Genomic DNA, 24901 nt, shown 5'->3' with positions numbered 1-24901 from the left:
ACCCACCCTAGACGCCGGCCGGCGTGTTCCGGCCGGCTCTGCAACAACGTCAGATCGTCGCTCGCAACGTCTGTATCCAACGTTCGAAAGCCTCGGTCGGCAATGGCCGGCTGATCAAATAGCCTTGTACCGTGTCACACCCCCAGCTCTCCAGCAGCCTCAGGCAATGCTCGAACTCCACCCCTTCGGCGACCACCTTGAGCCCCAGCTTGTGGCTCATCTCAATGGTCGAACGCACGATTACCGCATCGCCACTGGTGTCATCCAGGTGGCGGATAAAGGACTGATCGATCTTCAACTCCTGGACCGGCAGACGCTGCAATTGCGCCAGGGATGAATAACCGGTGCCAAAGTCATCCACCGACAGGCTGATGCCGCAGCCGCGCAAACGCTGCAGCACCGCCAACGACTGTTCCGGATCGCGCATGATCGCGCTCTCGGTGATTTCAAACACCAGTTGCTCGGCCGCCACCTGATAGCGCTCCAGGCACTCTTTGACGCGGAGCTCCAACCCATCGTCCTCCAGGTCACTGGCGCTGATGTTGAGTGACAAGCGCACCGACAAGGCCCGGCGATTCCATTGCGCCAACTGGCGGATGCAGGCCTCGATGACCCAGGACGTCAAGCTGTGCATGCTGCCGGTACGCTCGGCCAGGGGAATGAACTCCGTCGGCGATACCACGCCGAACACCGGGTGCTGCCAACGCAGCAGGGCTTCGGCCAAGTGCAGATCGTCCCGACGCAAATCGAGTTTGGGCTGGTACAACAGGAACAGTTCACCTTCGGCAGCGGCGCGCCGTAGATCGCGAATGAGGCTGATCTGCCGTTGGTGGGCCAGGTCGCGATCCTGCTGGTAGACCTGCAAGTAACCAGGCTTGATCGATGCGTCGTGACGAGCGATGGCGGCTCGGCTGATCAGTTCCTCCGCGGACTGACCATCGGCGGGATACACCGCCACGCCCATGCAGATCTGACGCCGGACTTCATCGCCCTGAATCAGTTGCGGTCGACTCAGCAGGCTATGCAAGCGATCCGCCATGGCGATGGCGCCATCCAGCTCAGTGTTTTCCAGCAGCAGCAAAAACTCGCTGGTGGTGATCCGTGCAGCTGTGTCGCCCCGGGACAGGACTTCGCGCAGTCGCCGGCTGAACTCGCCCATCATCTGCTCCAAGCCTTCACTGCCAAAACCTTCGTGAATCGTCCGATGATTGTCGATCCCCAAGTACAGCAACACCACGTTGCGCCGGGCGGTAATCGCGCGGCTCAAGCGCTCGATGGCCAAGGCGCGATTGGGCAAGCCAGTGAGTGGGTCGTGCAGGGCATTGTGGGCCAATTGCTGCTCGCGGGAGGCAATGGCGCTTTGCATGGCGTTGAAGGCATCGGCCAACACCCCGAACTCATCGCTGCGCTTGACGGTGACCGGCGCCTGATAGTTGCCAGCACCAATGCGCCGCGCCGCCAGGGCCAGATCTTCCAAAGGTCGTGAAACCCGCCGCGCCATCAGCAAGGCACCGACCAGCGAAATCACCAAGGCCACCGCAGAGATCCACAAAAACTCCCGATCCAACGGCGCAAACGCTTGCAGCGCCTGTTCAAGGGGACTTTGCAGCAAGGCCATGACCCGCGAATCGTCGGCATCGCCGGTGTTGGCCAGTTGCAACGCCTGATTGAGAAAACGCTGGCCATGCACCTCACTCATCGGTGGCAAGGATTGCCACAGGGAATCACTCAGGAGCTTGATGATCGAGGACCAGAAAAACGCCGGCTGAGTGCTGAACAGCTCCCCTGGATGCTGATGCTCGACGGTCAGGAATGACACTTCAAGGTTGCTCATCGAACGCAGTTCCCGGGCGAACGATTCATCCATGGGAACCCCCATTACCACCCGGGCGATGGGTAACGACTCCCAGACTTGTCCCTGAACCAGCAAATAAGGTCGCCCCTGGATGGCGACAAACAGCATGTGGGTGTTATGGCGCAAGGCTCGGTTCAGGGCCTGGCTGTAGGGAAAAGGCTGATTCTGGACAAACTCTGGCAGGGTGCTGGCAATGACCCGCCCCTCAGGGCTGAGGACGAACATCTCACTGGAGCGAATACCACCGCGATGCTGAGTCAGGGTCGCGAGGATATCCACCGGCTTGCCGCTGCGCACCGCGCGGCGAAACCCCGAATCCCCCGCCAGCCAGTCAATGCCGTACTGCAAGTGACGGCCCTGCAGGTCCAGCAGCCGTTCAAAAACTCGAGTACCGACCTTCAACTGCAGCTGTGCCTGCTTCTCCACCGCCTGATTGGTGGCGGTCTTGACCGAAAAATACACCGCTGCAATCAATACCAACAACAGCAGCGCCAACGCCCCGACAATTCTCGCCTGAAAGGTTAGTCCCCATTTCATGAGGCTACTCTCGGCCACCGCGGCGACCCGAAAAGCCCTGAAAACGACCGCGCGGATAAGCGCCGTCGGGAGCTGAAAAGTCCGTTCTTCATACCCATCCCTCCAAGGAGCTGAATGCACGCGTCAATAAAATGCCATTTTCATCCAGACATTTCGATCGCTGAGATTAATCCTACAAGCCTCGAAGATCACGCACTAAATCAGGCGACTTCACAGCCATTTTATTGACACATCTTCCTCCATCCCCCAAGAGCCGACGGCCGTTCTGCTCTGTCTGCGCGGTGGATCGGGCACCAGGCCCGTCCGGCCACGTTCAGAAAAAAGCTGAAACCTGTTTCCCATTGAAACCCGTCACGACCTGCCCCATCTAAGCTGCATAGACCATCGCGCAGGAGCCTCCATGAGCGACCAGCAAGCATTTCCCGAAGATCCACGAGAGTACGTCGATCCGGCAGAGACCGAACAACCGGCTGCCCATGGCACTGGCCTGGCCCTGCCCGGACAGAATCTGCCGGACAAGGTCTACATCATCCCGATTCACAATCGGCCGTTCTTTCCAGCTCAGGTGCTGCCGGTCATCGTCAATGAAGAACCCTGGGCCGAGACCCTGGAACTGGTGAGCCAATCCGACCACCACTCCCTTGCCCTGTTCTTCATGGACACCCCCGCCGAAGACCCGCGGCATTTTGATACCAGCGCGTTGCCGGAGTACGGCACCCTGGTCAAGGTCCACCATGCCAGCCGCGAGAACGGCAAGCTGCAATTCGTTGCCCAGGGCCTGACCCGCGTGCGCATCAAGACCTGGCTCAAGCACCACCGTCCGCCCTACCTGGTAGAAGTCGAATACCCACACCAGCCCAGCGAGCCCACCGACGAGGTCAAGGCCTACGGCATGGCGCTGATCAACGCGATCAAGGAGCTGCTGCCACTCAACCCGCTGTACAGCGAAGAGTTGAAAAACTACCTCAACCGCTTCAGTCCCAACGATCCCTCGCCGTTGACCGACTTCGCGGCCGCCCTGACCTCGGCCACCGGCAACGAACTGCAGGAAGTGCTGGACTGCGTGCCCATGCTCAAGCGCATGGAAAAAGTCCTGCCGATGCTGCGCAAGGAGCTTGAGGTCGCGCGCCTGCAGAAAGAGATTTCCGCCGAGGTCAACCGCAAGATCGGCGAACACCAGCGCGAGTTCTTCCTCAAGGAACAGCTCAAGGTCATCCAGCAGGAGCTGGGGCTGACCAAGGACGACCGCAGCGCCGACCTGGAGCAATTCGAACAACGCCTGAACGACAAGGTCCTTCCGCCCCAGGCGCAGAAACGCATCACCGACGAAATGAACAAGTTGTCGATCCTCGAAACCGGTTCACCGGAGTACGCGGTGACCCGCAACTACCTGGACTGGGCCACGTCGGTGCCATGGGGCGTGTTCGGCGCGGACAAGCTCGACCTCAAGCACGCGCGCAAAGTGCTGGACCAGCACCATGCCGGGCTCGACGACATCAAGAATCGCATCCTCGAATTCCTCGCGGTGGGCGCCTACAAGGGCGAGATCAGCGGCTCCATCGTGCTGCTGGTGGGTCCGCCCGGTGTGGGCAAGACCAGTGTCGGCAAGTCCATTGCCGAATCCCTGGGTCGGCCGTTCTATCGCTTCAGTGTCGGCGGCATGCGCGACGAAGCCGAGATCAAGGGCCACCGCCGCACCTACATCGGTGCCCAGCCGGGCAAGCTGGTGCAGGCCCTCAAGGAAGTCGAGGTGATGAACCCGGTAATCATGCTCGACGAGATCGACAAGATGGGCCAGAGCTACCAGGGCGACCCGGCCTCGGCCCTGCTGGAGACGCTCGATCCGGAGCAGAACGTCGACTTCCTCGACCACTACCTGGACCTGCGCATGGACCTGTCCAAGGTGCTGTTCGTGTGCACCGCCAACACCCTGGATTCGATTCCCGGCCCACTGCTCGACCGCATGGAAGTGATTCGCCTGTCGGGCTACATCACCGAAGAAAAACTGGCCATCGCCAAGCGCCACCTGTGGCCCAAGCAGTTGGACAAGGCCGGCGTGGCCAAAAGCAGCCTGAGCATCAGCGACAGCGCGCTGCGCACGGTGATCGACGGTTATGCCCGCGAAGCCGGGGTACGCCAGTTGGAAAAACAACTGGGCAAACTGGTGCGCAAGGCCGTGGTCAAGCTACTGGAGGATCCGGCAGCGAAGATCAAGATCGGGCCCAAGGACCTGGAAGCCGCCCTCGGCATGCCGGTGTTCCGCAACGAACAGGTGTTGAGCGGCACCGGGGTCATCACAGGTTTAGCCTGGACCAGCATGGGTGGCGCGACCTTGCCCATCGAGGCCACGCGGATTCATACCCACAACCGCGGCTTCAAGCTCACCGGGCAACTGGGGGATGTGATGAAGGAGTCGGCGGAGATCGCCTACAGCTACGTCAGCTCGCACCTCAAGCAGTTCGGCGGTGACAGCCAGTTCTTCGACGAAGCCTTCGTCCACCTGCACGTACCGGAAGGCGCGACCCCCAAGGACGGCCCCAGCGCCGGGGTGACCATGGCTAGCGCATTGCTGTCCCTGGCGCGTAACCAGCCACCGAAAAAAGGCGTGGCCATGACCGGCGAACTGACCCTCACCGGGCACGTACTGCCCATTGGCGGGGTGCGGGAGAAAGTCATCGCGGCGCGGCGGCAGAAGATCTTTGAGCTGATCCTGCCGGAGCCCAACCGCGGGCACTTCGAGGAGTTGCCGGAGTACCTCAAGGAAGGCCTCACCGTGCACTTCGCCAAGCGCTTTGCCGACGTGGCCAAGGTCCTGTTCTAACGCCCTGCGTCGACACGCCGACTCCTACAGCTTGTCCCTTGTAGGAACCGGCGTGCCGGCGAACACGCCATAACCGCCAACCTCCATCCCTCCCCCACACCGCCCATCATCTTCAGTTATGCTCGCCGTTCGTCATGAATGATCGGAGCTTCCTGACCCATGTCCGCACCTCGCCTACTTACCCTGCTCAGCCTTACTCTGCTGAGCGCCTGCGCCAGCCAGCCCAAGCAAAACGTCAGCGTGGAAAACCAGAACCAATGCCCGCTGCAACTGCACAACGGGCAAACCCTGACCCTGATCCTGCCGAGCAACCCCACCACCGGCTATCGCTGGGCGATCCAGGACTCGGCCGGCGGCATCCTGCGCAAGGTCAGCCCCGAGGTCTACAGCAACCCCGAGGACACCGGCCTGGTGGGCAACGGCGGCCAGTCGACCTGGCGCTTCCAGGCCTTTGCCAGCGGCCAGGGCCGGTTGTTGCTGACCTATCAACAGCCTTGGGCACCAGAAGAAGCCCCGGCGAAAGCCTTCGACTGCTCGATCACGGTCAATTGACATGGGCTGGCTGATTCTGGCCCTGATGGGCGCCGTGACCTTTATCTACGGGGTCAGCGTGCATGCCACGCTGCTCTGCCTGCTGGTCAAGCCGCTGCCGGTGCTGGCCCTGCTGGGCTGGCTGCATGATGCGCCGTCCGGGGACTACCGCCGCTGGATCATCCTCGGCCTGCTGTTCTCGCTGCTGGGTGACGTGCTGCTGGCCTGGCCTTCGGACCTGTTCGTGTTCGGCCTCGGGGCCTTCCTGGTGGCCCACCTGGCCTACCTCAAGGCTTACCTCAGCGACTGCCGACGCCCGGCGCTGCTGCCGATGGCAGTGGCACTGGCCATCGGTGCGGGGCTGTTGAGCATTCTGATCGCTCACGGCCTGGGCCCGCTGCTGATCCCGGTGATCGTCTATGCCCTGACCATCAGCGCCATGCTCTGGCGAGCCTGGGCGCGTCTGGGGAGCGAGGTGCCCAAGCGCTCGGCGCTACTGGCCGCCCTGGGGGCACTGAGCTTTGCCTTCTCCGACAGCCTGATCGGTATCAGCCGCTTCGTGGTGAGCTTCGATGCCGCGCCCTACCTGATCATCATTTTCTACTGGCTGGGCCAGTGGGGCATCGCCGCGTCGGCGTTCAAGCAAAGGGCACGCTAATCCACTTGCGCCGGTCAGCCGGCTCCTGCAAGAAGCCACCAGGGGCCGGCCAGGGCGAAGGAGCCCTGAGGACGAATCCACCTTGTGTCGCCCATCAGCCGCTGAAGGCCCTGCGGGCCTTATCGCAACCTGCGGCAGCGGCTACAATGCCGCCCTCTTTTTTATCTGCATCGCTGGAACCGCCGTGAGCAAACAACCTGACCGCCTATTCGCCCAGCCCCTGGCCCAGGTGCCCGACTTCGCCTTCAACGAGGATGTGGTGCGGGTGTTCCCGGACATGATCAAGCGCTCAGTGCCGGGTTACCCAACCATTGTCGAGAACCTCGGGGTGCTGGCGGCGCAGTTCGCTCAGCCCAACAGCGTGCTCTATGACCTGGGCTCATCCCTGGGCGCGGTGACCCAGGCCCTGCGCCGCCATGTGCGCACGGACGGTTGCCGGGTGATCGCCGTGGACAACTCGGCGGCCATGGTCGAGCGCTGCCGGGAATACCTCAACGGCCAGGATTCGATGTTCCAGGAGCTGCTGCCGGTGCAGGTGCTCGAAGCCGATATTCTGGCCCTGGAGTTCCAACCGGCCTCGGTGGTGGCGCTGAACTTCACCCTGCAGTTCATCGCCCCCGAGCAGCGCCTGGCCCTGCTCGGGCGCATCCGCCAGTCGTTGCTGCCCGGCGGTGCGCTGATCCTTTCGGAGAAGCTGCGCTTCAACGATGCCGAGGAACACGCCCTGCTCACCGACCTGCACATCGCCTTCAAGCGCGCCAACGGCTACAGCGAACTGGAAATTGCCCAGAAGCGCAGTGCCATCGAAAACGTCATGAAGCCCGACAGCCTCGAAGAACACCGCGAGCGCCTGCTGGCCGCCGGGTTCTCGAAAGTCGTGCCGTGGTTCCAGTGTCTTAACTTTGCCTCGTTGATTGCCCTGCCATGATTGATCTGTCCCCCCTCGCTCGCCGTCTGGCGGGCACGCCCCTGGCCGAATGGGCCAACGGCCTGCAAGCCCAGCTCGACGCCAAGATGGAAAAGGGCCATGGCGACCTGGAGCGCTGGCAGAGCGCCCTCGACGCATTGCCGAACATCCAGCCCAGCGACGTCGACCTGATCAACGGCCTGCGCCTGGACACCGACTGCGACGACGCCACCCGGGCGCAGATGCGTACCGCACTGATGGGCCTGTCACCGTGGCGCAAAGGCCCGTTCGACCTGTTCGGCGTGCACGTGGATACCGAATGGCGTTCGGACTGGAAATGGTCGCGGGTCGCCCCGCACCTGAACCTTGAAGGCAAACGCATCCTCGATGTCGGCTGCGGCAATGGCTACTACATGTGGCGCATGCTCGGCGCCGGCGCCCACAGCGTGATCGGCGTGGACCCCAACTGGCTGTTCTTCTGCCAGTTCCAGGCGGTGCAGCGCTACCTGTCGGAGCCCTCGGTGTGGCACCTGCCATTCCCCTTCGAAGACCTGCCGGCCAACCTGGAAGGCTTCGACACGGTGTTTTCCATGGGGGTGTTCTACCACCGCCGTTCGCCCATCGAGCATCTGCTGGCGCTCAAGGACTGCCTGGTCAAGGGCGGCGAACTGGTACTGGAAACCCTGGTGGTGGAAGGCGATCAGCATCAGGTGCTGGTGCCCGAAGACCGTTATGCGCAGATGCGCAACGTGTGGTTCCTGCCCTCGGTGCCGGCCCTGGAACTGTGGCTGCGGCGCGCCGGGTTCAGCAACGTGCGTTGCGTGGATGTCAGCGTGACCAGCGTCGAGGAACAACGCGGTACCGAGTGGATGAAGTACCAGTCCCTGAGCGACTTCCTCGACCCCAACGATCACAGCAAGACCATCGAGGGTCTGCCGGCGCCGATGCGCGCAGTGATTGTCGCCAGTAAATAGCGCCGCCCTCCCCTGCAGCTGGCTTGCCAGCGAAGGCTTGCGCCAGAGCGGCGTAGGGCTCAAGGGGCGGTTTGCCGGCAAGCCGGCTCCGTGTTTTTGCAGGAGCGAGCTTGCTCGCGAAAGCCGCGAACCGGTTTGAGATCAGCGCGCTCGGCGCGCCTTGAAGAACTCGCTCAACACCGCACCGCACGCTTCGGCCAGCACCCCGCCTTCGTACAGCACCCGATGATTGAGAAACCCCTGGGTGAAGAACTGGCCCTGGCTCTGCACGATGCCGGCCTTGGGCTCCAGGGCGCCGTACACCACGCGGGCAATGCGCGAATGGACAATCAGGCCGGCGCACATGCTGCAAGGTTCCAGGGTTACGTACAGGGTGCTGCCGGGCAGGCGATAGTTGTTCACTGCCTGGGCCGCCGCGCGGATCGCCACCATCTCGGCGTGGGCACTGGGGTCGCTGCCGCTGATCGGGCAGTTGTAGCCACGGCCGATGATCTGGCCGTCCAGCACCAGCACCGCGCCCACCGGCACTTCCCCCAGGGCTGCGCCTTGGGTGGCCAGGGCCAGGGCCTCGCGCATGAAGTCCTGGTCACGACTGCGGTCGATGATCGGCGCCGGGCGAATCTGCCGCATCACACCACCTCGATAGCGGCCATCAGCCCGGTTTCCATGTGATCGATCACGTGGCAGTGGAACATCCAGACCCCGGGGTTATCCGCCACCAGCGCCACGCGGGCACGCTCGTTTTTGCCCAGCAGGTAGGTGTCGGTGAAGTAGGGCGTGATCTTCTTGCGATTCGAGGCGATGACTTTGAAGCTCATGCCGTGCAAGTGGATCGGGTGTTGGTACTGAGTCATGTTCTTCAATTCGAAAATGTAGCTCTTGCCCTGTTTCAAGGTGGCAATCGGCCGGTCGGCGCAGGTCTTGTCGGTGATGTCCCAAGCCTGGCCGTTGATCTGCCACAGGCTCGGCGGTTTGCCATTGTCCACGTTCACCGAGACCGAACCAACCCATTCGAAATTGAAGTTGAGCTTCTCAGCGTTGTCGAGATCAGGCTCGGCCACCGGGTTGGCCGGCAACGCTGGCGGCCAGGCGGTGGGCGCATCGCTGTTGGCCACCGAACGTAAGGTGCCCAGGCGTACCGGGCCATTGCGCAACGACAGCTCCTCTCCCGCCGGCGGGGCCTTGATCGCCAGGCAAATGCGCATGCCCGGTCCCAGCCAGTATTCCTTGCCCAAGGGGCGCGGCTCGATGGGGTTGCCATCCAGCGCGTAGATCTGCGCTTCGACATTGGGAATGTTGATGCGGTAGGTCAGGGTGTTATCGAGGTTGAGCAAGCGCACCCGGGTGATCTGCCCCGCCGGCAGGTCGATCACCGCCTGGGACACGCCATTGATGGTGGACAGGCGCCCGGCGGTGCCACCGCGCGCGGCTTCCCGGGCAACGCTGAACGGCATGTAGGCGCCCTCTTCATCCACGTGCCAGTTCTTCAGGCTCAGGGTGCGCTCGTACTTGAAGCCGGTAGGCTCGCGCTCCTCGATGATCAGCGGCCCCACCAGACCACGCCCCAGCTCTTCGCTACTGCTCACGTGAGGGTGATACCAGTAGCTGCCGGCATCCGGCACGCGGAACTTGTAGTCGAAGTATTCGCCGGGCAATACCGGCAGTTGCGAAACGTAAGGCACGCCGTCCATTTCCAGCGGCAGGCGGATGCCATGCCAGTGGATGGTGGTGGCCACCGGCAGGTGGTTGATGAAGCGCACTCGCAACCACTCGCCCTGGCGCACCCGCAGTTCAGTGCCAGGCGCCGAAGGGCCAAAGGCCCAGGCTTCGGTCTTGTGCCCTGGCACCAGTTCCACGTCCAGCGGCGCGGCGATCAGCTCGTAGTCGTGGCCCGCTTCGGCGTCGGCCATTTTCCCCAGCCAGTAACGCGAGGCGCCGCCCGCTCCCACGCCCACCACTACCAGACCGGCCAGACCACCGAGTATTTGTCGACGGGTAAAGGACATGGACTCAACTACCTCACGTATGCACAGCGGGCCCTGGCCCGCAAAAGGCGAATACGATACACCCGCAGTTGAGAAACAGTAAGGCCTACGCGGCGACGGGACGCAGACGGGGTGGGGAAGCAGGGTGTGCTTTCAAGGGCCTGTTCGCCGGCCAGCCAGGACCTGGCGCCGGTTACATGGCGCTTGCTCAGGCTTCAGGCTGTGTGAAAACTACTGCGTTAAAAACAGGCTCGGACGCGAGTCCGATCGGAATGCTCATTTAGGCTCCTAAAGTCGAACGCGCCCCCCGGCCGTTCTTCGCCTTTTTTTGCCTTCACTCGCGACGTTTTCACGCAGCCTGTGCTGGAGCCCGGTGTGCCGGCGAAAAAGCCTTCAGCCCTGCAACCCCAACAACAGATGCACCACGCCACCGGCCAGGGGCATCACGGCCGGCACCCCCGCCACGCGCAAGGCACTGCTGTCCAGCAGCTGCGGATCATGCAACTCCAGGCGCAGCCGGGTCAGGGCCAATGGTTGCTGGCTCTTGATGTTGGCGCGCCCCCCCAACGCCGCCAGCATCGCCTCATTCAGAGTACGGCCGCAGGCCTTGGAGGCGGTCGGCTGATCCGGGATCAGGTCTGGAGTCAGGGCCTTCCAGAACGCCCGTTGCAATCTCTCGAACATCTTCAGTTCTCCAGAATCAGTGAGTCGGCGGCGACGTGCTGCTGTTGCAGGTATTCACGTACCTGAACTGCGTCTTCCAGGTCGATGATCCTTGCGGCCAAAGCCTGACACTCGCTCAAATCCAGTTCCCGGACCCGGGCCTTGATGGCAGGAATCAGCGGCACACTCACCGACAGTTCATCCACGCCCAGCCCCAGCAACAACGGCACCGCCAGGGTTTCGGAAGCCAGCGCGCCGCAGACGCCCACCCACTTGCCGTGGGCATGCGCGGCTTGCACCGTGCGGGCAATCAGGCGCAGCACCGAGGGATGGAAGCTGTCGGCCTGGCTGGCCAGGCGCGGATGATCCCGGTCCATGGCCAGGGTGTATTGGGTCAGGTCGTTGGTGCCGATGGAGAAGAAATCCACCTCTGGAGCGAAGCGATCAGCCATCAAGGCCGCCGAAGGCACTTCGATCATGATGCCCAACTTGGGCCGCTGCGCCAGGCCCAGAGCCCGAACCTCGTCATCGAGTAGTTGGCGCGCCTGGCGCAGCTCCGCCAGTTGGCTGACCATCGGCAACATGATGTGCAGACGGGTCTGTCCGGCGCTGGCGAGAATTGCTCGGAACTGCTCGCGCAGCAATTCGGGACGCGCCAGGCACAGGCGGATACCCCGCAGGCCGAGAAAGGGGTTGGCCTCGCGGTCCATGGGCACATACGCCAGAGGCTTGTCGCCGCCCACGTCCAGGGTGCGCACCACCAGATTGCGCGTCGGCCCCAAGGCCCGGGCAATGGCTTGGTAGGTGTCGGCCTGCTCCTCGGGACTGGGGGCGTGGCCACGGTCCTGGTAGAGGAATTCCGAACGCAACAGACCGACGCCTTCGCCGCCCAGACTCATGGCCTGCTCAGCCTCTGCCAGGGAGGCAATGTTGGCCGTGACCTCCAGATGATGACCGTCACGGGTCACCGCCGGCCACGCCGCCTGGGCCAGGTCCTGGCGCTGACGCAGACGTTGCTGCTGACGCTGCGACTGCAGTTGCTGCAGGTGCTGAGGGTCCGGGTCCGGGTGCAGCTCGCCGCGGTCGGCATCCAGCAGAATGCGGGTGCCATTGGCCAGCGACAGGACCCATGACGGCAGGCCACAGATGGCCGGCAAGCCCAGGGCCCGAGCCAGAATCGCCACGTGGCTGGTGGCGCCACCGCCGACGGTGGCAAACCCCAGTACCTTGGCCGTGTCCAGGCTGGCAGTCTGCGAGGGGGTCAGTTGCTCGGCAATCAGAATGGCCTGGTCCGGCAGGCTCAGGGCATGCTCTTGCAACCCGAGCATCCGCTTGAGCACCCGCTGGCCGACATCCGCCAGATCCACCGCACGCTCAGCCAGCAGCGAGCTGCCCAAGCCCTTGAACAGCTCGGCGGTGGCCTCGATGGCAGCGTTCCAGGCAAAGGCGGCGCTCTTGCCGGTGGCGATCAGGGCGTGGGCTTGCTCCAGCAGGCTCGGGTCGTCGAGGAGTTCCTGGTGGGCACGGAAGATTTCCTCTTGCGCCTCCCCCAGGGCGTTGTCCCGTAGCTGTTGCAGGTCCCGGACCGCTTCGCGCAAGGCCTGCTCCAGCACTTCGCGCTCCTGCTGCGGGTTCGCCGCGCACTCCGTTATCGGCAGGCGCTGTTCAGCCACCTGCACCACCTGGCCGACCGCTGAACCCGGGGACGCACAGACGCCCCGCAGAACCGTCCCCGGCGTCTCATCCAGCGCCGCTGCCGGCTGCAGACCGGGCGCCGCAGCCCGGACGTTCTCGCCACAACCGGAAGCCAGCAGTTGCACCAGAGCCTGAATCGCCCGCTCGGCATCCTCGCCGGCGGCGCTGACCTGCAAAACATCGCCCTGCACCGTCTGCAACGCCATGATCGACACCAGGGACTTGGCATTGGCCGAATCCTCACGCCGGTGCAGGCTGATACTCGCGGCAAAGCCCTTGGCGGCCTGGGCCAGCAACGCCGCCGGGCGAGCGTGCAGCCCCTGGGGATTGGCCAGGATCAACGGCTGGGAAAACACGGCTTCAGCGTCCTCGGCCTGGGGCTCGGCGCCGTTCTCCTCGCCGGCAGGCTCGATCTGCAACACCGGCTGCCCTGCTTCCACCAGCACGCTGTCGGTGACCAGCCCCGTCAGCGCCTCGCCACTGACCACCAGCATCAGGGTCAACAGGCTGCGGGCATGCTGGGCCAGGTAATCGGCATCGAACTCGATCAGCGGCTGGCCGGCCGCCACTTGCTGGCCTTCCTCGACCAGACAGGTGAAGCCCTTGCCCGCCAGGTTCACCGTGTCCAGCCCGATGTGCATCAGCACCTGATGCCCCTGTTCGCCGGTAATGCTCAGCGCATGACCGCTGTGCTGCAGGTTGCTGATCACTCCGGACAGCGGCGCGCAGAGGGTCTGGGTAGTCGGGTCGATGCACAGCCCGTCACCGATCACCCGGCTGGAAAACACCGGGTCCGGGACCTGATCCAGGGGCAGCAGCACCCCGGACAGGGGCGCGAGCAATTGCAAGGGTTGGGTTATGGCCATGACGTCACCTGCTAATGATTCCTTGAAGTGCCGATGGAGCGCGAGCCCCGACAGCATCGCTTATTTCCACCAGTACTCGACCTGCAAACCGACGTTCGCACCGTGCCGGGTGCTGCCGAACACACCGCCGTCGGACAGCGCGGAACCGGCCGCCAGTTCATTGGCCGCACGCTTGGCGGCCTCGTTCCAACTGGCATAGGTGTAGTACAGGCGCACCTCGGGTCGGGCCCAGAAGTCCGGGCCCTTGGGTGACCAGGTGGGCGCGAAGGTGAACTTGCTGAGTTTGCGGGTGCCCCCGGGCGCCTCCACCTGATCGTGGCCGAACTCGGTCACCAGCTTGAACTGCTCGGTGATGGCGTAGGCCGGGCGCACGCCCAGCGAGATCCAGTTCTGGTCCTGGCCGTCGGGGCGAATGTCCTTCTGATAGACCGCTTCCACCTGGCCACCGAAGCGCGGGGTCAGTTGCCAGTCGAAGAACTCCACCAGGCGATAGCTCTTGTTACCGGCATCCAGATAAGTGTTGCCGGTGTAGCCCAGGCCGGTGCCGGGGCCTTCGCCGTATTGCAGGGCCAGTTTGTTCTTGCCGCCGAAAAAGCCCTGCTGCACATGCTGGGTGGTGATCGCCCAGCCATTGTGGGCACCACGGCGATCGGGCTTTTCCAGGTAGCTCAGGCCCAGCTCCAGCTCGCCGCCGGGGTTGGTCTGGAAGCCGGCGACGTTGAAGTCATGACGGCTCACGGCCTGCTTCTGATAGAGATTGTCCTTGCGGGAGAAGGCGTAGCTGTATTTCAGATCGCCGATGCGCACGTCCTCGACCCCGCCGCCGGTGGCGCTCTGGTTCCAGTAGTAGAAGTCGGAAATATGGATGTCGTTACGCTTGTAGTAACGGCGCCCGGCCCACAGCGAACCGCCATTGAGGCTGGGCAGGTTCGACCACTGAGCGTACAGCTGCGGCATCCGCGCCGAACCGTTTTCGCCCTGGAAGCTCAGGTTGCGGTCATAGCGGTTGTAGAGCGAGGCCATGCCGTCGACGCTGAGCACCGAGCCGTCGTCCAGGGTGTACAGGTCCTGGCGCAGTTCCAGCTCGGCGTACTGCTCGCACTCGTTGCCCAGGCGGTACTTGGACTGCGCGCCGGGCAACTGGAAGCAAGACTGCGAGCCACTGTTGACTGAGGTCCCCAGGCCGCTGCGCAGGTAACCGGCAAACTCCAGAGCCTGGGCCGGAAAGGGCAAGACCAGGCACAGGCAGGACGCCGCCAGAGCGCGATTTATTGTTGTGTTCATAAGCCACCGCATTATTTTTATTGTGTTGTTGGGATTCGTCGGAGCCGGCTTGGCGACGCATACGCTGGGCCAAAAATGCTCGTCTGGCCCGGTTCGCCGGCAAGCCGGTATCTACAGGGTCAAGTGCAGGACGAAGGACTCGTAAGGCCGCAGGTGCAAGTGCTGGCTGCGCGGCTCGTGGTCCGGGTAGTTGCTGATCAGCAGGCGCTGATGCATGCCTGCGCCGATTACCGCTTCCGGCAACTCGACCTCGCACGGGGCGCCGTAGAAGTTGTTCACCACCAGCAGGCGCTCGCCCTCGCCTTCGCGCAGATAGGCCCAGGCCTGCCAATGCTCGGGCAGCAGCTGGCGATAGAGGCCGTGCTGGATCAGCGCCTCATGGCGGCGCAAGGCAATCAGCCGGCGATAGTGATGCAGCACGGATTCTTCGTCGTCGAGTTGCGCCTCGACATTGATCTGGCTGGCGTTGGCCGGTATCCCGATCCAGGGCTCGGCGCTGCTGAAACCGGCATTGATCCCGGCATTCCACTGCATCGGCGTGCGCCCGTTGTCCCGGGATTTCTGCTGGATCGCCGCCATGATGGCCTGCGGGTCTTCGCCGGCCTCGCGCTTGAGGCGGTGGATGTTCAGGGTTTCGACATCGCGGTACTGCTCGATGCGCTCGAAGTGCGGATTGGTCATGCCCAGTTCTTCGCCCTGGTACACAAAGGGCGTGCCCTGGAGCAGGTGCAACGCCGTGGCCAGCATCTTCGCCGACACCACCCGATGCTCGCCGTCATCGCCAAAGCGCGAGACCACCCGCGGCTGGTCGTGGTTACACCAGAACAGCGCATTCCAACCGCCGCCGGCCTGCATGCCGGTTTGCCAATCCGAGAGGATGCGCTTGAGTTCGAGGAAGTCGAAATCGGCCCACAACCACTTCTGCTGGTTGGGGTAGTCCACCTTCAGGTGATGGAAGTTGAAGGTCATCGACAGCTCCTTCGACTCCGGATGGGAATAGCGGATGCAATGTTCCAGGCGGGTGGAGGACATCTCGCCGACATTCACCAGATCGTGGCCGGCGAACACTTCCCGGTGCATTTCCTGCAGGTACTGGTGAACGTTGGGGCCGTCGGTATAGAAGCGGCGGCCGTCACTCTGATCCTCGGGGAAATCCGCCGGTTTGGAGATCAGGTTGATCACGTCAAGGCGGAAACCGCCGACGCCCTTGTCGCGCCAGAAGCGCATCATCTTGAACACCTCGGCGCGCACCTGGGGGTTGTCCCAGTTGAGGTCGGCCTGGGTGTGATCGAACAGGTGCAGGTAGTACTGCCCGGTCTGGGCCTCGTATTCCCAGGCGGAGCCGCCGAACTTGGATTCCCAGTTGTTGGGTTCGTCGCGCCAGATGTAGAAGTCCCGGTACGGGTTGTCCAGGCTGCTGCGGGCTTGCTGGAACCAGGTGTGTTCGATGGAGGTGTGGTTGACCACGATGTCCAGCATCAGCTTGATCCCGCGCTTGCCGGCTTCGGCGATCAGCAAGTCGCAGTCGGCCATGCTGCCGTAGCTGGGATCGATGGCGTAGTAATCGCTGATGTCATAGCCATTGTCCCGTTGCGGCGAACGCAGGAACGGGGTCAGCCACAGGCAATCGACCCCCAGCCATTGCAGGTAGTCGAGCTTGTCCACCACCCCCAACAGATCGCCGGTGGCCTGCCCTGAGTGGCTGTGAAAACTTTTCGGGTAGATCTGATAGATCACCGAACGCTGCCAGTCTTGCATGGGGATTCCTTGGAAAGAGGTGAAGGCACTCGCCGGCGAGCCGGCGCCTGAAGAACCGAGTCAGGCCACGCGGTAGCCGGGGCGGATGATCTTCATACTCAGGCCGCAGGTCAGGACGAAGGGCACCACCAGGGCGATGACCATGCCCATGACGAACATCGGGATGTACTGCACAATGATCGAGATGAACCCCGGCAGCCCGCCCACACCGATGGCCGAGGCCTGGACCTTGTTCAGCGAAAGAAAGATGCTGCCCAGGGCCGAGCCGACCAACGCGGCGTAAAAGGGAAACTTGTAGCGCAGGTTGACGCCGAACATCGCCGGTTCGGTGATACCGAAATAGGCGGAAATCGCCGAAGTCGAAGCCATGCTGCGATCCCGGGCGTTGCGACTCATGATGAACACCGCCAGGGCCGCGCTGCCCTGGGCCAGATTGGACATGACAATCATTGGCCAGATGAAGGTGCCTCCCTGAGTGGAGATCAGTTGCAGGTCGACCGCGAGGAACATGTGATGCATGCCGGTGATCACCAACGGCGCGTAGAGCAGGCCGAAGATCGCGCCGCCGAGCACAGGCGCCAGGTCGAACAGCGTGACCACGCCTTCAGTGATCAAGATGCCCAGGTGCCGGGTCACCGGGCCGATGATCGCCAGGGCCAGCACACCCGTGACCACGATGGTGGTGATGGGCACCACCAGCAGGGTGATGGCGTTGGGCACCCGGGCCCGCAGCCACTTTTCGATCACGCTCATCACATAGGCCGCCAGCAGGATCGGCAGGATCTGCCCCTGATAGCCAACCTTCTCGATCTGGAACAGGCCAAGAATGTCGAAGTACGGCAGGCTTTGACCGTCCAGCCCGGCCACCGCCTTGCCGTAGTTCCAGGCGTTGAGCAGGTCCGGATGCACCAGCATCAGGCCCAGGACGATGCCGAGGATCTCGCTGCCGCCAAAGCGCTTGGCCGCCGACCAGCCCACCAGGGCCGGGAGAAATACAAAGGAGGTGTTGGCCATCAGGTTGATCAGGCTCCACAACCCGTCCAGCCCTGGGTAGGCCTCCAGCAGGGTCTTGCCCTCGATGAACATGCCCTTGGCGCCCAGCAGGTTGTTCACCCCCATCAACAGGCCAGCAATGATCAAGGCCGGCAGGATGGGCATGAACACATCGGAAAAGACTCGTACCAGACGCTGCATCGCGTTGGTTTTTTGCGCGCCCTTGTCTTTCACATCAGCAATGGTCGCCGCCGCAAGACCGGTCTGCTCGCGCAAGGCCGCGTAGACCTTTTCCACCTCGCCCGGGCCGATCACCACCTGGAACAAGCCGCCGGTGAAGAACGATCCCTTGACCAGGTCGATCTGGTTGAGGCTGGCGCTGTCGACGAGGTTCGGGTCCTTGAGGGCCAGGCGCAGGCGGGTCACGCAGTGGGCCGCCTGTTCGAGGTTGTCGGCACCACCGAGGCTGTGCAGCAACTCGCTGGCGATCGTTGAATAGTCGTGGCTCATGCTTGTTCTTCCACCTGAGGTTTTTTGTTATTGGCAGCACGCCGAGGGGCAAATTACTCGTCTGTACGAGTTAAATCAACAACTCGTACAGACGAGTTTGAAATTTTCTTCCGCCACCGCCTTGTGCCGGGCGGTTTGCGCCTGGGGAAGCCTGGCCCGGGCGCATGGACAAATGCCCCGTCCAGCCCTTAAGGTGCCTGCCTTGAGCACAGTCCGGCACAGAGCCATCCCATGAGCAAATACAACCAGATCTACAGCGATCTGCTTGCCAGCATCACCACCGAACGTCTTGAGCGTGGCGCCCGGCTGCCTTCGGAAAGCGAACTGATGGACAGCTACCAGGCCAGCCGCGGCACCGTGCGCAAGGCCATCGAACTGCTGCAGGAGCGCGGCTTCGCGCAGAAGATCCATGGCAAGGGCACCTTCGTGCTCTCGCCCAATCCCATCGAGTTTCAGCTGGGCGGCATCGTCAGCTTCCAGGAAACCTATCCGCGCCTGGGGGATGACGTCAGCACCGAGGTGGTGGAGTTCAGCCAGTTCCCCCTGCAAGGCGCGCTGCTCAATCACCTGCAGGCGCAAGAAGGCAGCCTGATCACCCGCATCAAGCGCGTGCGGCGAATCGACGGCAAGCGGGTGATTCTCGACATCAACCATTTCGTCGCCGAGCTGATTCCGGGGCTGGACCGAGAGATCGCTGAGCATTCGATCTACGCCTACATCGAACAGACCCTGCAACTGAACATCAGCTATGCCCAGCGCACCATCGAGGCCAGTCCGCGAAGCAAGGACGACCAGCAGTTGCTCGACCTGGACGGCCAGAGTCATGTGATCGTGGTGAGCAACCAGACCTTTCTGCAGGACGGGCGGCAGTTCGAATACACCGAATCACGGCACACCCTGGACAAGTTCTACTTCTCCGACGTGGCCCGGCGCTAAGCCCTGCCCCGTCAGCCCAACAGGGCCAACAGTTCACCACTGAGGGGGCCGATGCGCTGCGACTCCTTGGCGGTGTTCACCTGCTGTGCCACCCGCGCCACCTCGATCACCGGGTGCTTGAGGGGGTAGCCGCCCTTGCTGTCCAGCCAGCTCAGGACCTCCGCCAGATGCCACAGCGAGGTGCTGCCCTCATGGATCGCCAGGGGAAAGCTGTCGGCGTGGCCGAGCATCAGCTTGCGCATGTTCTGCCGCGACACCCCGACGATCTCGGCGATCTCGCTGAGGCCGACGAAATCCGGGCTGACCTCCACCAGCCGCGCCTCGGGGATGATCCGCTTGATATCCCCCAGGGCACTGAGCAGCGCCGCCTCGGCACTCTCGGCCTCGCGACTGAACTCCAGGGCCAGGCGCCCGGCCAGGCCGGTGCCGACCAGGGCGTCAGTGCACCCCGCCGCACCGAGGCGCTCCACCAATTGCAGCGGATCACAGCCCTCCAGCGGCAGCAGATAGTTGAGGGTGAACAGGTATTCCATGGTGCTTACTCCTGACGGGCTGCCGGCGCCTTGGCCCCACGCATCTGGTTCACGGTGCAGTTGTCGATCACCCGGCATAGCGCCCGGGCGTGCTGGGTCGGGTTCTTCGGCGTACGCCAGACACTGGTGATACAGAACTCGTCACAGCGACACACTTCGTTGTTGTACGGGCAGTAGATCCGCCCCCAGGCATGACCACCGCCAACCTCGATGCACCAGCCCTGCCATTCGGCGTAGCGCAGGGCCATCTCAATGTCCTTCTTGGGATGAATTGCACGAGCCATCCATAGCCTCCAGTATCGCCAGTCATACATGGTTGTCAACTGACAACCTTATGCAATCCGATCAAACCCGCGCCACGAACAAGCCGCAGCAAAAACAGCGGGGGGAGACCCAAGGGTAGAGAGAAGCCCGGGGCAGAGCGCCGAACATGTCTTACGTGATATTGCCGGAAGGTGAAAAAGCAGCGTTTCTAAAGGTTCTGCAACACAAATGCCGATGTGTAACGGATTCAATCTCCGCAGAAACGACAATGGCGATCGATCCCCGAAGGTCCCGATCGCCATTGGTTAAAGCCAGTGGATCAAGCGCCGATCACTCGGCCCCGATCATTCCCACTCGATCGTTGCCGGCGGCTTGCTCGACACGTCGTAAGTGACGCGGGAGATGCCTTCGATTTCGTTGATGATCCGGCCGCTGACGGTTTCCAGCAGCTCGTAAGGCAGGTGCGCCCAACGGGCGGTCATGAAGTCGATGGTTTCCACCGCGCGCAGGGCCACGACCCAGGCGTAACGGCGGCCATCGCCGACCACGCCGACGGATTTCACGGGTTGGAACACGACGAATGCCTGGCTGACCTTGTGGTACCAGTCGGCCTTGCGCAGTTCTTCGATGAAGATGTGGTCGGCGCGACGCAGCAGGTCGGCGTATTCCTTCTTCACTTCACCGAGGATGCGCACGCCCAGGCCCGGGCCCGGGAACGGGTGACGGTAGACCATGTCGTACGGCAGGCCCAGTTCCAGGCCCAGACGGCGGACTTCGTCCTTGAACAGCTCGCGCAGCGGTTCAACCAGCTTGAGGTTCATTTCTTCCGGCAGGCCGCCCACGTTGTGGTGCGACTTGATCACGTGGGCCTTGCCGCTTTTCGCGCCAGCCGACTCAATAACGTCCGGGTAGATGGTGCCCTGGGCCAGGAACTTGATGTTTTCCAGCTTGCAGGATTCGGCATCGAACACGTCGATGAAGGTGCGGCCGATGATCTTACGCTTCTTCTCGGGGTCCGACTCGCCGGCCAGGTTATTGAGGAACTGCTCCTCGGCGTTGGCGCGGATGACCTTGACGCCCATGTTCTCAGCGAACATGGCCATCACTTGCTCGCCTTCGTGCAGGCGCAGCAGGCCGTTGTCGACGAAAACGCAGGTCAGCTGGTCGCCGATGGCCTTGTGCAGGAGGGCCGCCACGACCGAGGAGTCGACGCCACCGGACAGGCCCAGCAGGACGTTGTCGGTGCCGACTTGTGCACGGATGTTGGCGATGGCATCTTCAGCGATCTTCGACGGCGTCCACAGCGCTTCACACTCACAGATATCGAGGATGAAACGCGACAGGATACGACCGCCCTGCTTGGTGTGGGTCACTTCTGGGTGGAACTGCACGCCGTAATAGCGCAGGTCGTCGTTGAACATGCCGGCAATCGGGCAGCTCGGGGTGCTGGCCAGGATGTGGAAGTCTTCTGGCATCTTGGTGACCTTGTCACCGTGGCTCATCCACACGTCGAGACCGAACAAGCCGTCAGCGTCGACGTGGTCTTCGATGCCGTCCAGCAGGCGGCTCTTGCCCACCACGTCAACCCGGGCATAACCGAATTCACGCAGTTCGGAACCTTCAACCTTGCCGCCCAGTTGCTCGGCCATGGTCTGCATGCCGTAGCAGATGCCGAAGACCGGTACGCCCAGGTCAAACACTGCTTGTGGGCAGCGAGGGCTGTTGGCTTCGTGCACGGATTCGGGACCACCGGCGAGGATGACGCCTTTGGGGGCGAATTCGCGGATCGCTTCGTCGTCCATGTCGAACGGATGCAGTTCACAGTAGACACCGATCTCGCGCACGCGGCGGGCGATCAGTTGGGTGTACTGGGAACCGAAGTCGAGGATCAGGATGCGGTGGGCGTGAATGTCGAGGGCCATGGTCAGTCTCGTCTAATTTCAGAAACGACACGGGGCTGAAAAACACAGCCCCGGTTACTAAATTCGTCAATCGCCTCCGGGCCTGGGCCTGGAGACGATCACTATCAACCTACGCGATAGTTTGGCGCTTCCTTGGTGATCTGCACGTCGTGGACGTGGGATTCAGCCATGCCGGCGCCGGTGATGCGGACAAACTCCGGCTTGGTGCGCATTTCTTCGATGTTGGCGCTACCGGTGTAGCCCATGGAAGAACGCAGGCCGCCCATCAGTTGATGGATGATCGCGGTCAGGGTGCCCTTGTACGGCACACGACCTTCGATACCCTCCGGCACCAGCTTCTCGGCACCCGCGGAGGAGTCCTGGAAGTAGCGGTCGGAAGAGCCCTGGGCCTGGGACATGGCGCCCAGGGAGCCCATGCCACGGTAAGCCTTGTAGGAACGGCCCTGGAACAGTTCGATCTCGCCCGGGGCTTCTTCGGTACCGGCGAACATCGAGCCCATCATCACGCAGGACGCACCGGCCACGATGGCCTTGGACAGGTCACCGGAGAAACGAATACCGCCGTCGGCGATCAGCGGAACGCCCGTGCCGACCAGTGCCGCTGCAACATTGGCGATCGCACTGATTTGCGGCACGCCGACACCGGCGACGATACGGGTGGTGCAGATCGAGCCAGGGCCGATACCGACCTTGACCGCATCAGCGCCCGCTTCGGCCAGGGCCTTGGCGGCAGCGCCGGTGGCGATGTTGCCGCCGATCACCTGTACTTGCGGGAAGTTCTCTTTGACCCAACGAACGCGGTCGATCACGCCCTTGGAGTGACCGTGAGCGGTGTCTACCACCACCACGTCCACACCGGCGTTGACCAGCGCAGCAACGCGATCGCCGGTGTCTTTACCGGTACCGACCGCCGCACCAACGCGCAGGCGACCTTGGTCGTCCTTGCTGGCCAGCGGGTAAGCCTTGGCTTTTTCGATGTCGTTGACGGTCATCATGCCCTTGAGAACAAAGGCGTCGTCGACGATCAGTACGCGTTCGATACGGTGTTTGTGCAGCAACTCGCGGACGGCGGTCTTGTCGGCGCCTTCCTTGACGGTGACCAGACGCTCTTTAGGCGTCATCACTTCGCGAACACTGACGTCCAGGCGGCTTTCGAAACGCACGTCGCGGGAGGTCACGATGCCCACCAGGTCGCCGTTGTGCAGCACCGGCACACCGGAAATGTTGTGCATGCTGGTCAGTTCCAGCAGGTCACGCACGCTGGCGTCGGCTTCGATGGTGATGGGGTCTTTGACCACACCGGCTTCGAAACGCTTGACCTTGCGCACTTCGGCAGCTTGCTGCTCGATGGTCATGTTCTTGTGGATGATGCCGATGCCACCTTCCTGAGCCATGGCGATTGCCAGACGGGCTTCAGTGACGGTGTCCATGGCGGCGGAAACCAGTGGAATATTCAGCTCGATGCCACGGGTCAAACGGGTCTTAAGACTGACTTCATTAGGCAGTACTTCGGAATAACCGGGCACTAAGAGGATGTCGTCGAAGGTGAGGGCTTCTTGGCTGATACGCAGCATCGCGGGGGCTCCCGGGCGGGAAAATGGAAGCGCGCCATTATACTCAGACACCTACCCGGGCTCAATGTAAAACTCTGTCTAATATCGCTGGAGTGATAGATGGAGATATCACTACTCTACAACTCGACCTTGACCCAACTTATCGGTTGATCCAGCCAGTCGGCGAACTCGTCGATAAAACTCTGTTTGAAGCCCGCCTCGGCCCAGTTGTTGAAGATAAAGCCCAAGTTCGAAAAGCCGCACTCCTGAAGAAACAGGAAACCGTTGATGTCATCTTCATGACCGCATTCAGGGCAGGTGAAGTTATCGGTGCGCCCCGGCATCCAGTCTTCCAGGCTCTCGAACAGCGCTTCACCCACTTCCTGGCGGCATTCGGCACAACCGGCTTCTTCGAGAAAGCCCTTGGCCGGGGTATAGATGCAGCGCTTGGTGATGATCTCCAGACCATTGATCGGCTCGCCGAAGGGCAGCGCCTCTGGCCGCAGCACCACCTCCCGTGCCCCCGGCGCGATCGCATGGCCCATGCGATTGCCGGTGCGCCCGCAGGTGCTCAGGGTTTCCTCGACGATGTTCTTGCGCACCAGCCAACGCACAATGGCCCGAGCCCGGGGCTCGTGCACCGGTAGGGTGGAAATTTTCGGGACGAGGATGCTTTGCGAGTTCATGGATAAGCCTGAAACGTGCGGGACAGTACGAACGCTTTCGCCGGCAACCGGCTCCTAGCGTCAATTTTAGGAGCCGGCGTGCCGGCGAACGAATTTAAAGGCCCGCAGCTTAATCCCTGCCCCCGGCAGGTCAAGTACTCAGGTAGCGCCCGATCAAGGCAACGCCGCTGGCCAGCACCAGCCAGGTCACCAGACGCACAAAAGCTTCCCGAGACAACCTCATGGTCAAGCGCCGCCCGACCCACAAGCCCAACGCCATCGCCGGCAACAAGCACACCGACAACAGCAACAGCGGCAACTCGGCATAGACCCCGGCCAAGGCAAACAGACTCAAGCGCACCACGGTACTGCAACTGATCAACGCACTTTGAGTGGCCCGTGCCGGGTCCTTGGGCAAACAGCTGTTCAGGTAAATCGCATATAGAAAGCCACCACTGCCGAACAAAGCGCCAAACATTCCTCCCACTATTCCCATCGGCACCGACCAGCCGGCCGCCAGCTGAGCCGGGCGTACCTTCACCCACAAGCTGTAGATGGCGTAGGTACTGATAAACAGCCCCATTAATAGAAGCAGCAGATCGGACTTGAGGTTGAGCAGAAAGATCACCCCCAAGGTGCAGCCCAGCGCCATACAGGGCAGCAAGCGCAACAGCTCCGGCTTGGCCACGTCCTTGCGCGACGGCAACAGGTTGCCGAAGGCCGCGACAAAGTCGAGCAGCACCAGCAGCGGCACGATCTTCGACAACGGCATGAACAGGATCAGCACCGGTCCCGCCACCAGCGCCGTGCCGAAACCGGCAATGCCAAACACGATGTACGCCAGCGCGATGCCCAAGCCGATCGCCATCCAGGCACCCGGACCAAACGACCACTGACTCAGGCCCTCGATGATCACGCTCATTACTGCGACTTCCCCAACCAAATCAGCAACGACTTTAGCCAGCGGCGAGCCTTGCGACTAATATCGTCA

At 62.5% G+C, this 24901-nt stretch carries 20 protein-coding genes; 6 read left to right on the top strand and 14 right to left on the bottom strand.

Features of this window, described 5'->3' with window-relative positions; genetic code table 11:
* Positions 1-49 precede the first annotated feature (49 nt).
* Complete coding sequence (locus PLD_RS06805) at positions 50-2392, bottom strand: bifunctional diguanylate cyclase/phosphodiesterase (protein ID WP_159891072.1); 2343 nt, start codon at positions 2390-2392, stop codon at positions 50-52.
* 400 nt (positions 2393-2792) lie between these two features.
* Here PLD_RS06805 and lon point away from each other — a divergent pair, with 400 nt between their 5' ends.
* The 5 genes from lon (at position 2793) to cmoB (ending at position 8283) form a co-directional block, all read left to right on the top strand.
* Positions 2793-5213 (top strand): endopeptidase La, encoded by a 2421-nt coding sequence (gene lon / locus PLD_RS06800; protein ID WP_159891070.1) that lies wholly within the window; start codon positions 2793-2795, stop codon positions 5211-5213.
* Between the two features lie 159 nt (positions 5214-5372).
* Positions 5373-5765, top strand: coding sequence for a protease inhibitor I42 family protein (locus PLD_RS06795; protein WP_159891068.1), 393 nt, complete (start codon positions 5373-5375; stop codon positions 5763-5765).
* A gap of 1 nt (position 5766) precedes the next feature.
* Entirely contained in the window at positions 5767-6402 is a 636-nt protein-coding gene (locus tag PLD_RS06790; protein ID WP_159891066.1) for a lysoplasmalogenase, read from the top strand.
* Between the two features lie 184 nt (positions 6403-6586).
* Positions 6587-7330, top strand: coding sequence for a carboxy-S-adenosyl-L-methionine synthase CmoA (cmoA, locus tag PLD_RS06785; RefSeq protein ID WP_159891064.1), 744 nt, complete (start codon positions 6587-6589; stop codon positions 7328-7330).
* Positions 7327-8283, top strand: coding sequence for a tRNA 5-methoxyuridine(34)/uridine 5-oxyacetic acid(34) synthase CmoB (gene cmoB, locus PLD_RS06780; RefSeq protein ID WP_159891062.1), 957 nt, complete (start codon positions 7327-7329; stop codon positions 8281-8283). Before cmoA ends, cmoB begins: the two co-directional genes overlap by 4 nt.
* A 141-nt stretch (positions 8284-8424) precedes the next feature.
* Here the strand turns inward: cmoB and tadA are convergent, their stop codons facing one another.
* From tadA to treP, 7 genes are all read right to left on the bottom strand, one after another.
* Positions 8425-8913, bottom strand: coding sequence for a tRNA adenosine(34) deaminase TadA (gene tadA, locus PLD_RS06775; RefSeq protein WP_159891060.1), 489 nt, complete (start codon positions 8911-8913; stop codon positions 8425-8427).
* Positions 8913-10289 carry a multicopper oxidase family protein gene (locus tag PLD_RS06770; protein WP_159891058.1) on the bottom strand — a complete coding sequence of 459 codons (1377 nt, stop codon included), beginning with the start codon at positions 10287-10289 and terminating at the stop codon, positions 8913-8915. The genes tadA and PLD_RS06770 overlap by 1 nt, the downstream gene beginning before the upstream one ends.
* Positions 10290-10661: 372 nt before the next feature.
* The gene (locus tag PLD_RS06765) at positions 10662-10952 is read right to left on the bottom strand and encodes a PTS transporter subunit EIIB (RefSeq protein ID WP_159891056.1); all 291 of its coding nucleotides are present in this window, start codon (positions 10950-10952) and stop codon (positions 10662-10664) included.
* 2 nt (positions 10953-10954) lie between these two features.
* Entirely contained in the window at positions 10955-13492 is a 2538-nt protein-coding gene (gene ptsP / locus PLD_RS06760; protein WP_159891054.1) for a phosphoenolpyruvate--protein phosphotransferase, read from the bottom strand.
* Positions 13493-13552: 60 nt separating this feature from the next.
* Positions 13553-14776 carry a carbohydrate porin gene (locus PLD_RS06755; protein WP_159891052.1) on the bottom strand — a complete coding sequence of 408 codons (1224 nt, stop codon included), beginning with the start codon at positions 14774-14776 and terminating at the stop codon, positions 13553-13555.
* A gap of 111 nt (positions 14777-14887) precedes the next feature.
* Complete coding sequence (treC, locus tag PLD_RS06750) at positions 14888-16534, bottom strand: alpha,alpha-phosphotrehalase (RefSeq protein ID WP_159891050.1); 1647 nt, start codon at positions 16532-16534, stop codon at positions 14888-14890.
* A 60-nt stretch (positions 16535-16594) separates the two neighbouring features.
* Positions 16595-18037: a PTS system trehalose-specific EIIBC component gene (gene treP, locus PLD_RS06745; protein WP_159891048.1), complete on the bottom strand. Its 1443-nt coding sequence runs from the start codon at positions 18035-18037 to the stop codon at positions 16595-16597.
* A 231-nt stretch (positions 18038-18268) separates the two neighbouring features.
* Between treP and treR the strand changes: the two genes are divergently transcribed.
* Complete coding sequence (treR, locus tag PLD_RS06740) at positions 18269-18973, top strand: trehalose operon repressor (RefSeq protein ID WP_159891046.1); 705 nt, start codon at positions 18269-18271, stop codon at positions 18971-18973.
* Between the two features lie 11 nt (positions 18974-18984).
* Here the strand turns inward: treR and PLD_RS06735 are convergent, their stop codons facing one another.
* From PLD_RS06735 to PLD_RS06710, 6 genes are all read right to left on the bottom strand, one after another.
* The gene (locus PLD_RS06735; protein WP_159891044.1) at positions 18985-19506 is read right to left on the bottom strand and encodes an AlpA family transcriptional regulator; all 522 of its coding nucleotides are present in this window, start codon (positions 19504-19506) and stop codon (positions 18985-18987) included.
* A gap of 5 nt (positions 19507-19511) precedes the next feature.
* On the bottom strand, positions 19512-19790 hold the full coding sequence (locus tag PLD_RS06730) for a hypothetical protein (RefSeq protein WP_159891042.1): 279 nt from the start codon (positions 19788-19790) through the stop codon (positions 19512-19514).
* A gap of 324 nt (positions 19791-20114) precedes the next feature.
* Positions 20115-21692 (bottom strand): glutamine-hydrolyzing GMP synthase, encoded by a 1578-nt coding sequence (gene guaA, locus PLD_RS06725; protein WP_159891040.1) that lies wholly within the window; start codon positions 21690-21692, stop codon positions 20115-20117.
* A gap of 104 nt (positions 21693-21796) precedes the next feature.
* The gene (guaB, locus tag PLD_RS06720; RefSeq protein ID WP_159891038.1) at positions 21797-23266 is read right to left on the bottom strand and encodes an IMP dehydrogenase; all 1470 of its coding nucleotides are present in this window, start codon (positions 23264-23266) and stop codon (positions 21797-21799) included.
* 116 nt (positions 23267-23382) lie between these two features.
* A complete protein-coding gene (locus tag PLD_RS06715; RefSeq protein WP_159891036.1) occupies positions 23383-23931 on the bottom strand; it encodes a sugar ABC transporter ATPase in 549 nt (182 codons plus the stop codon).
* A 130-nt stretch (positions 23932-24061) separates the two neighbouring features.
* Positions 24062-24832: a sulfite exporter TauE/SafE family protein gene (locus tag PLD_RS06710; RefSeq protein ID WP_159891034.1), complete on the bottom strand. Its 771-nt coding sequence runs from the start codon at positions 24830-24832 to the stop codon at positions 24062-24064.
* Positions 24833-24901 lie beyond the last annotated feature (69 nt).

Origin of the sequence: Pseudomonas sp. LD120, assembly GCF_009861525.1 — a bacterium.
In the GTDB taxonomy this organism is placed as follows: domain Bacteria; phylum Pseudomonadota; class Gammaproteobacteria; order Pseudomonadales; family Pseudomonadaceae; genus Aquipseudomonas.
This window is presented reverse-complemented; position numbering and strand designations above follow the sequence as displayed.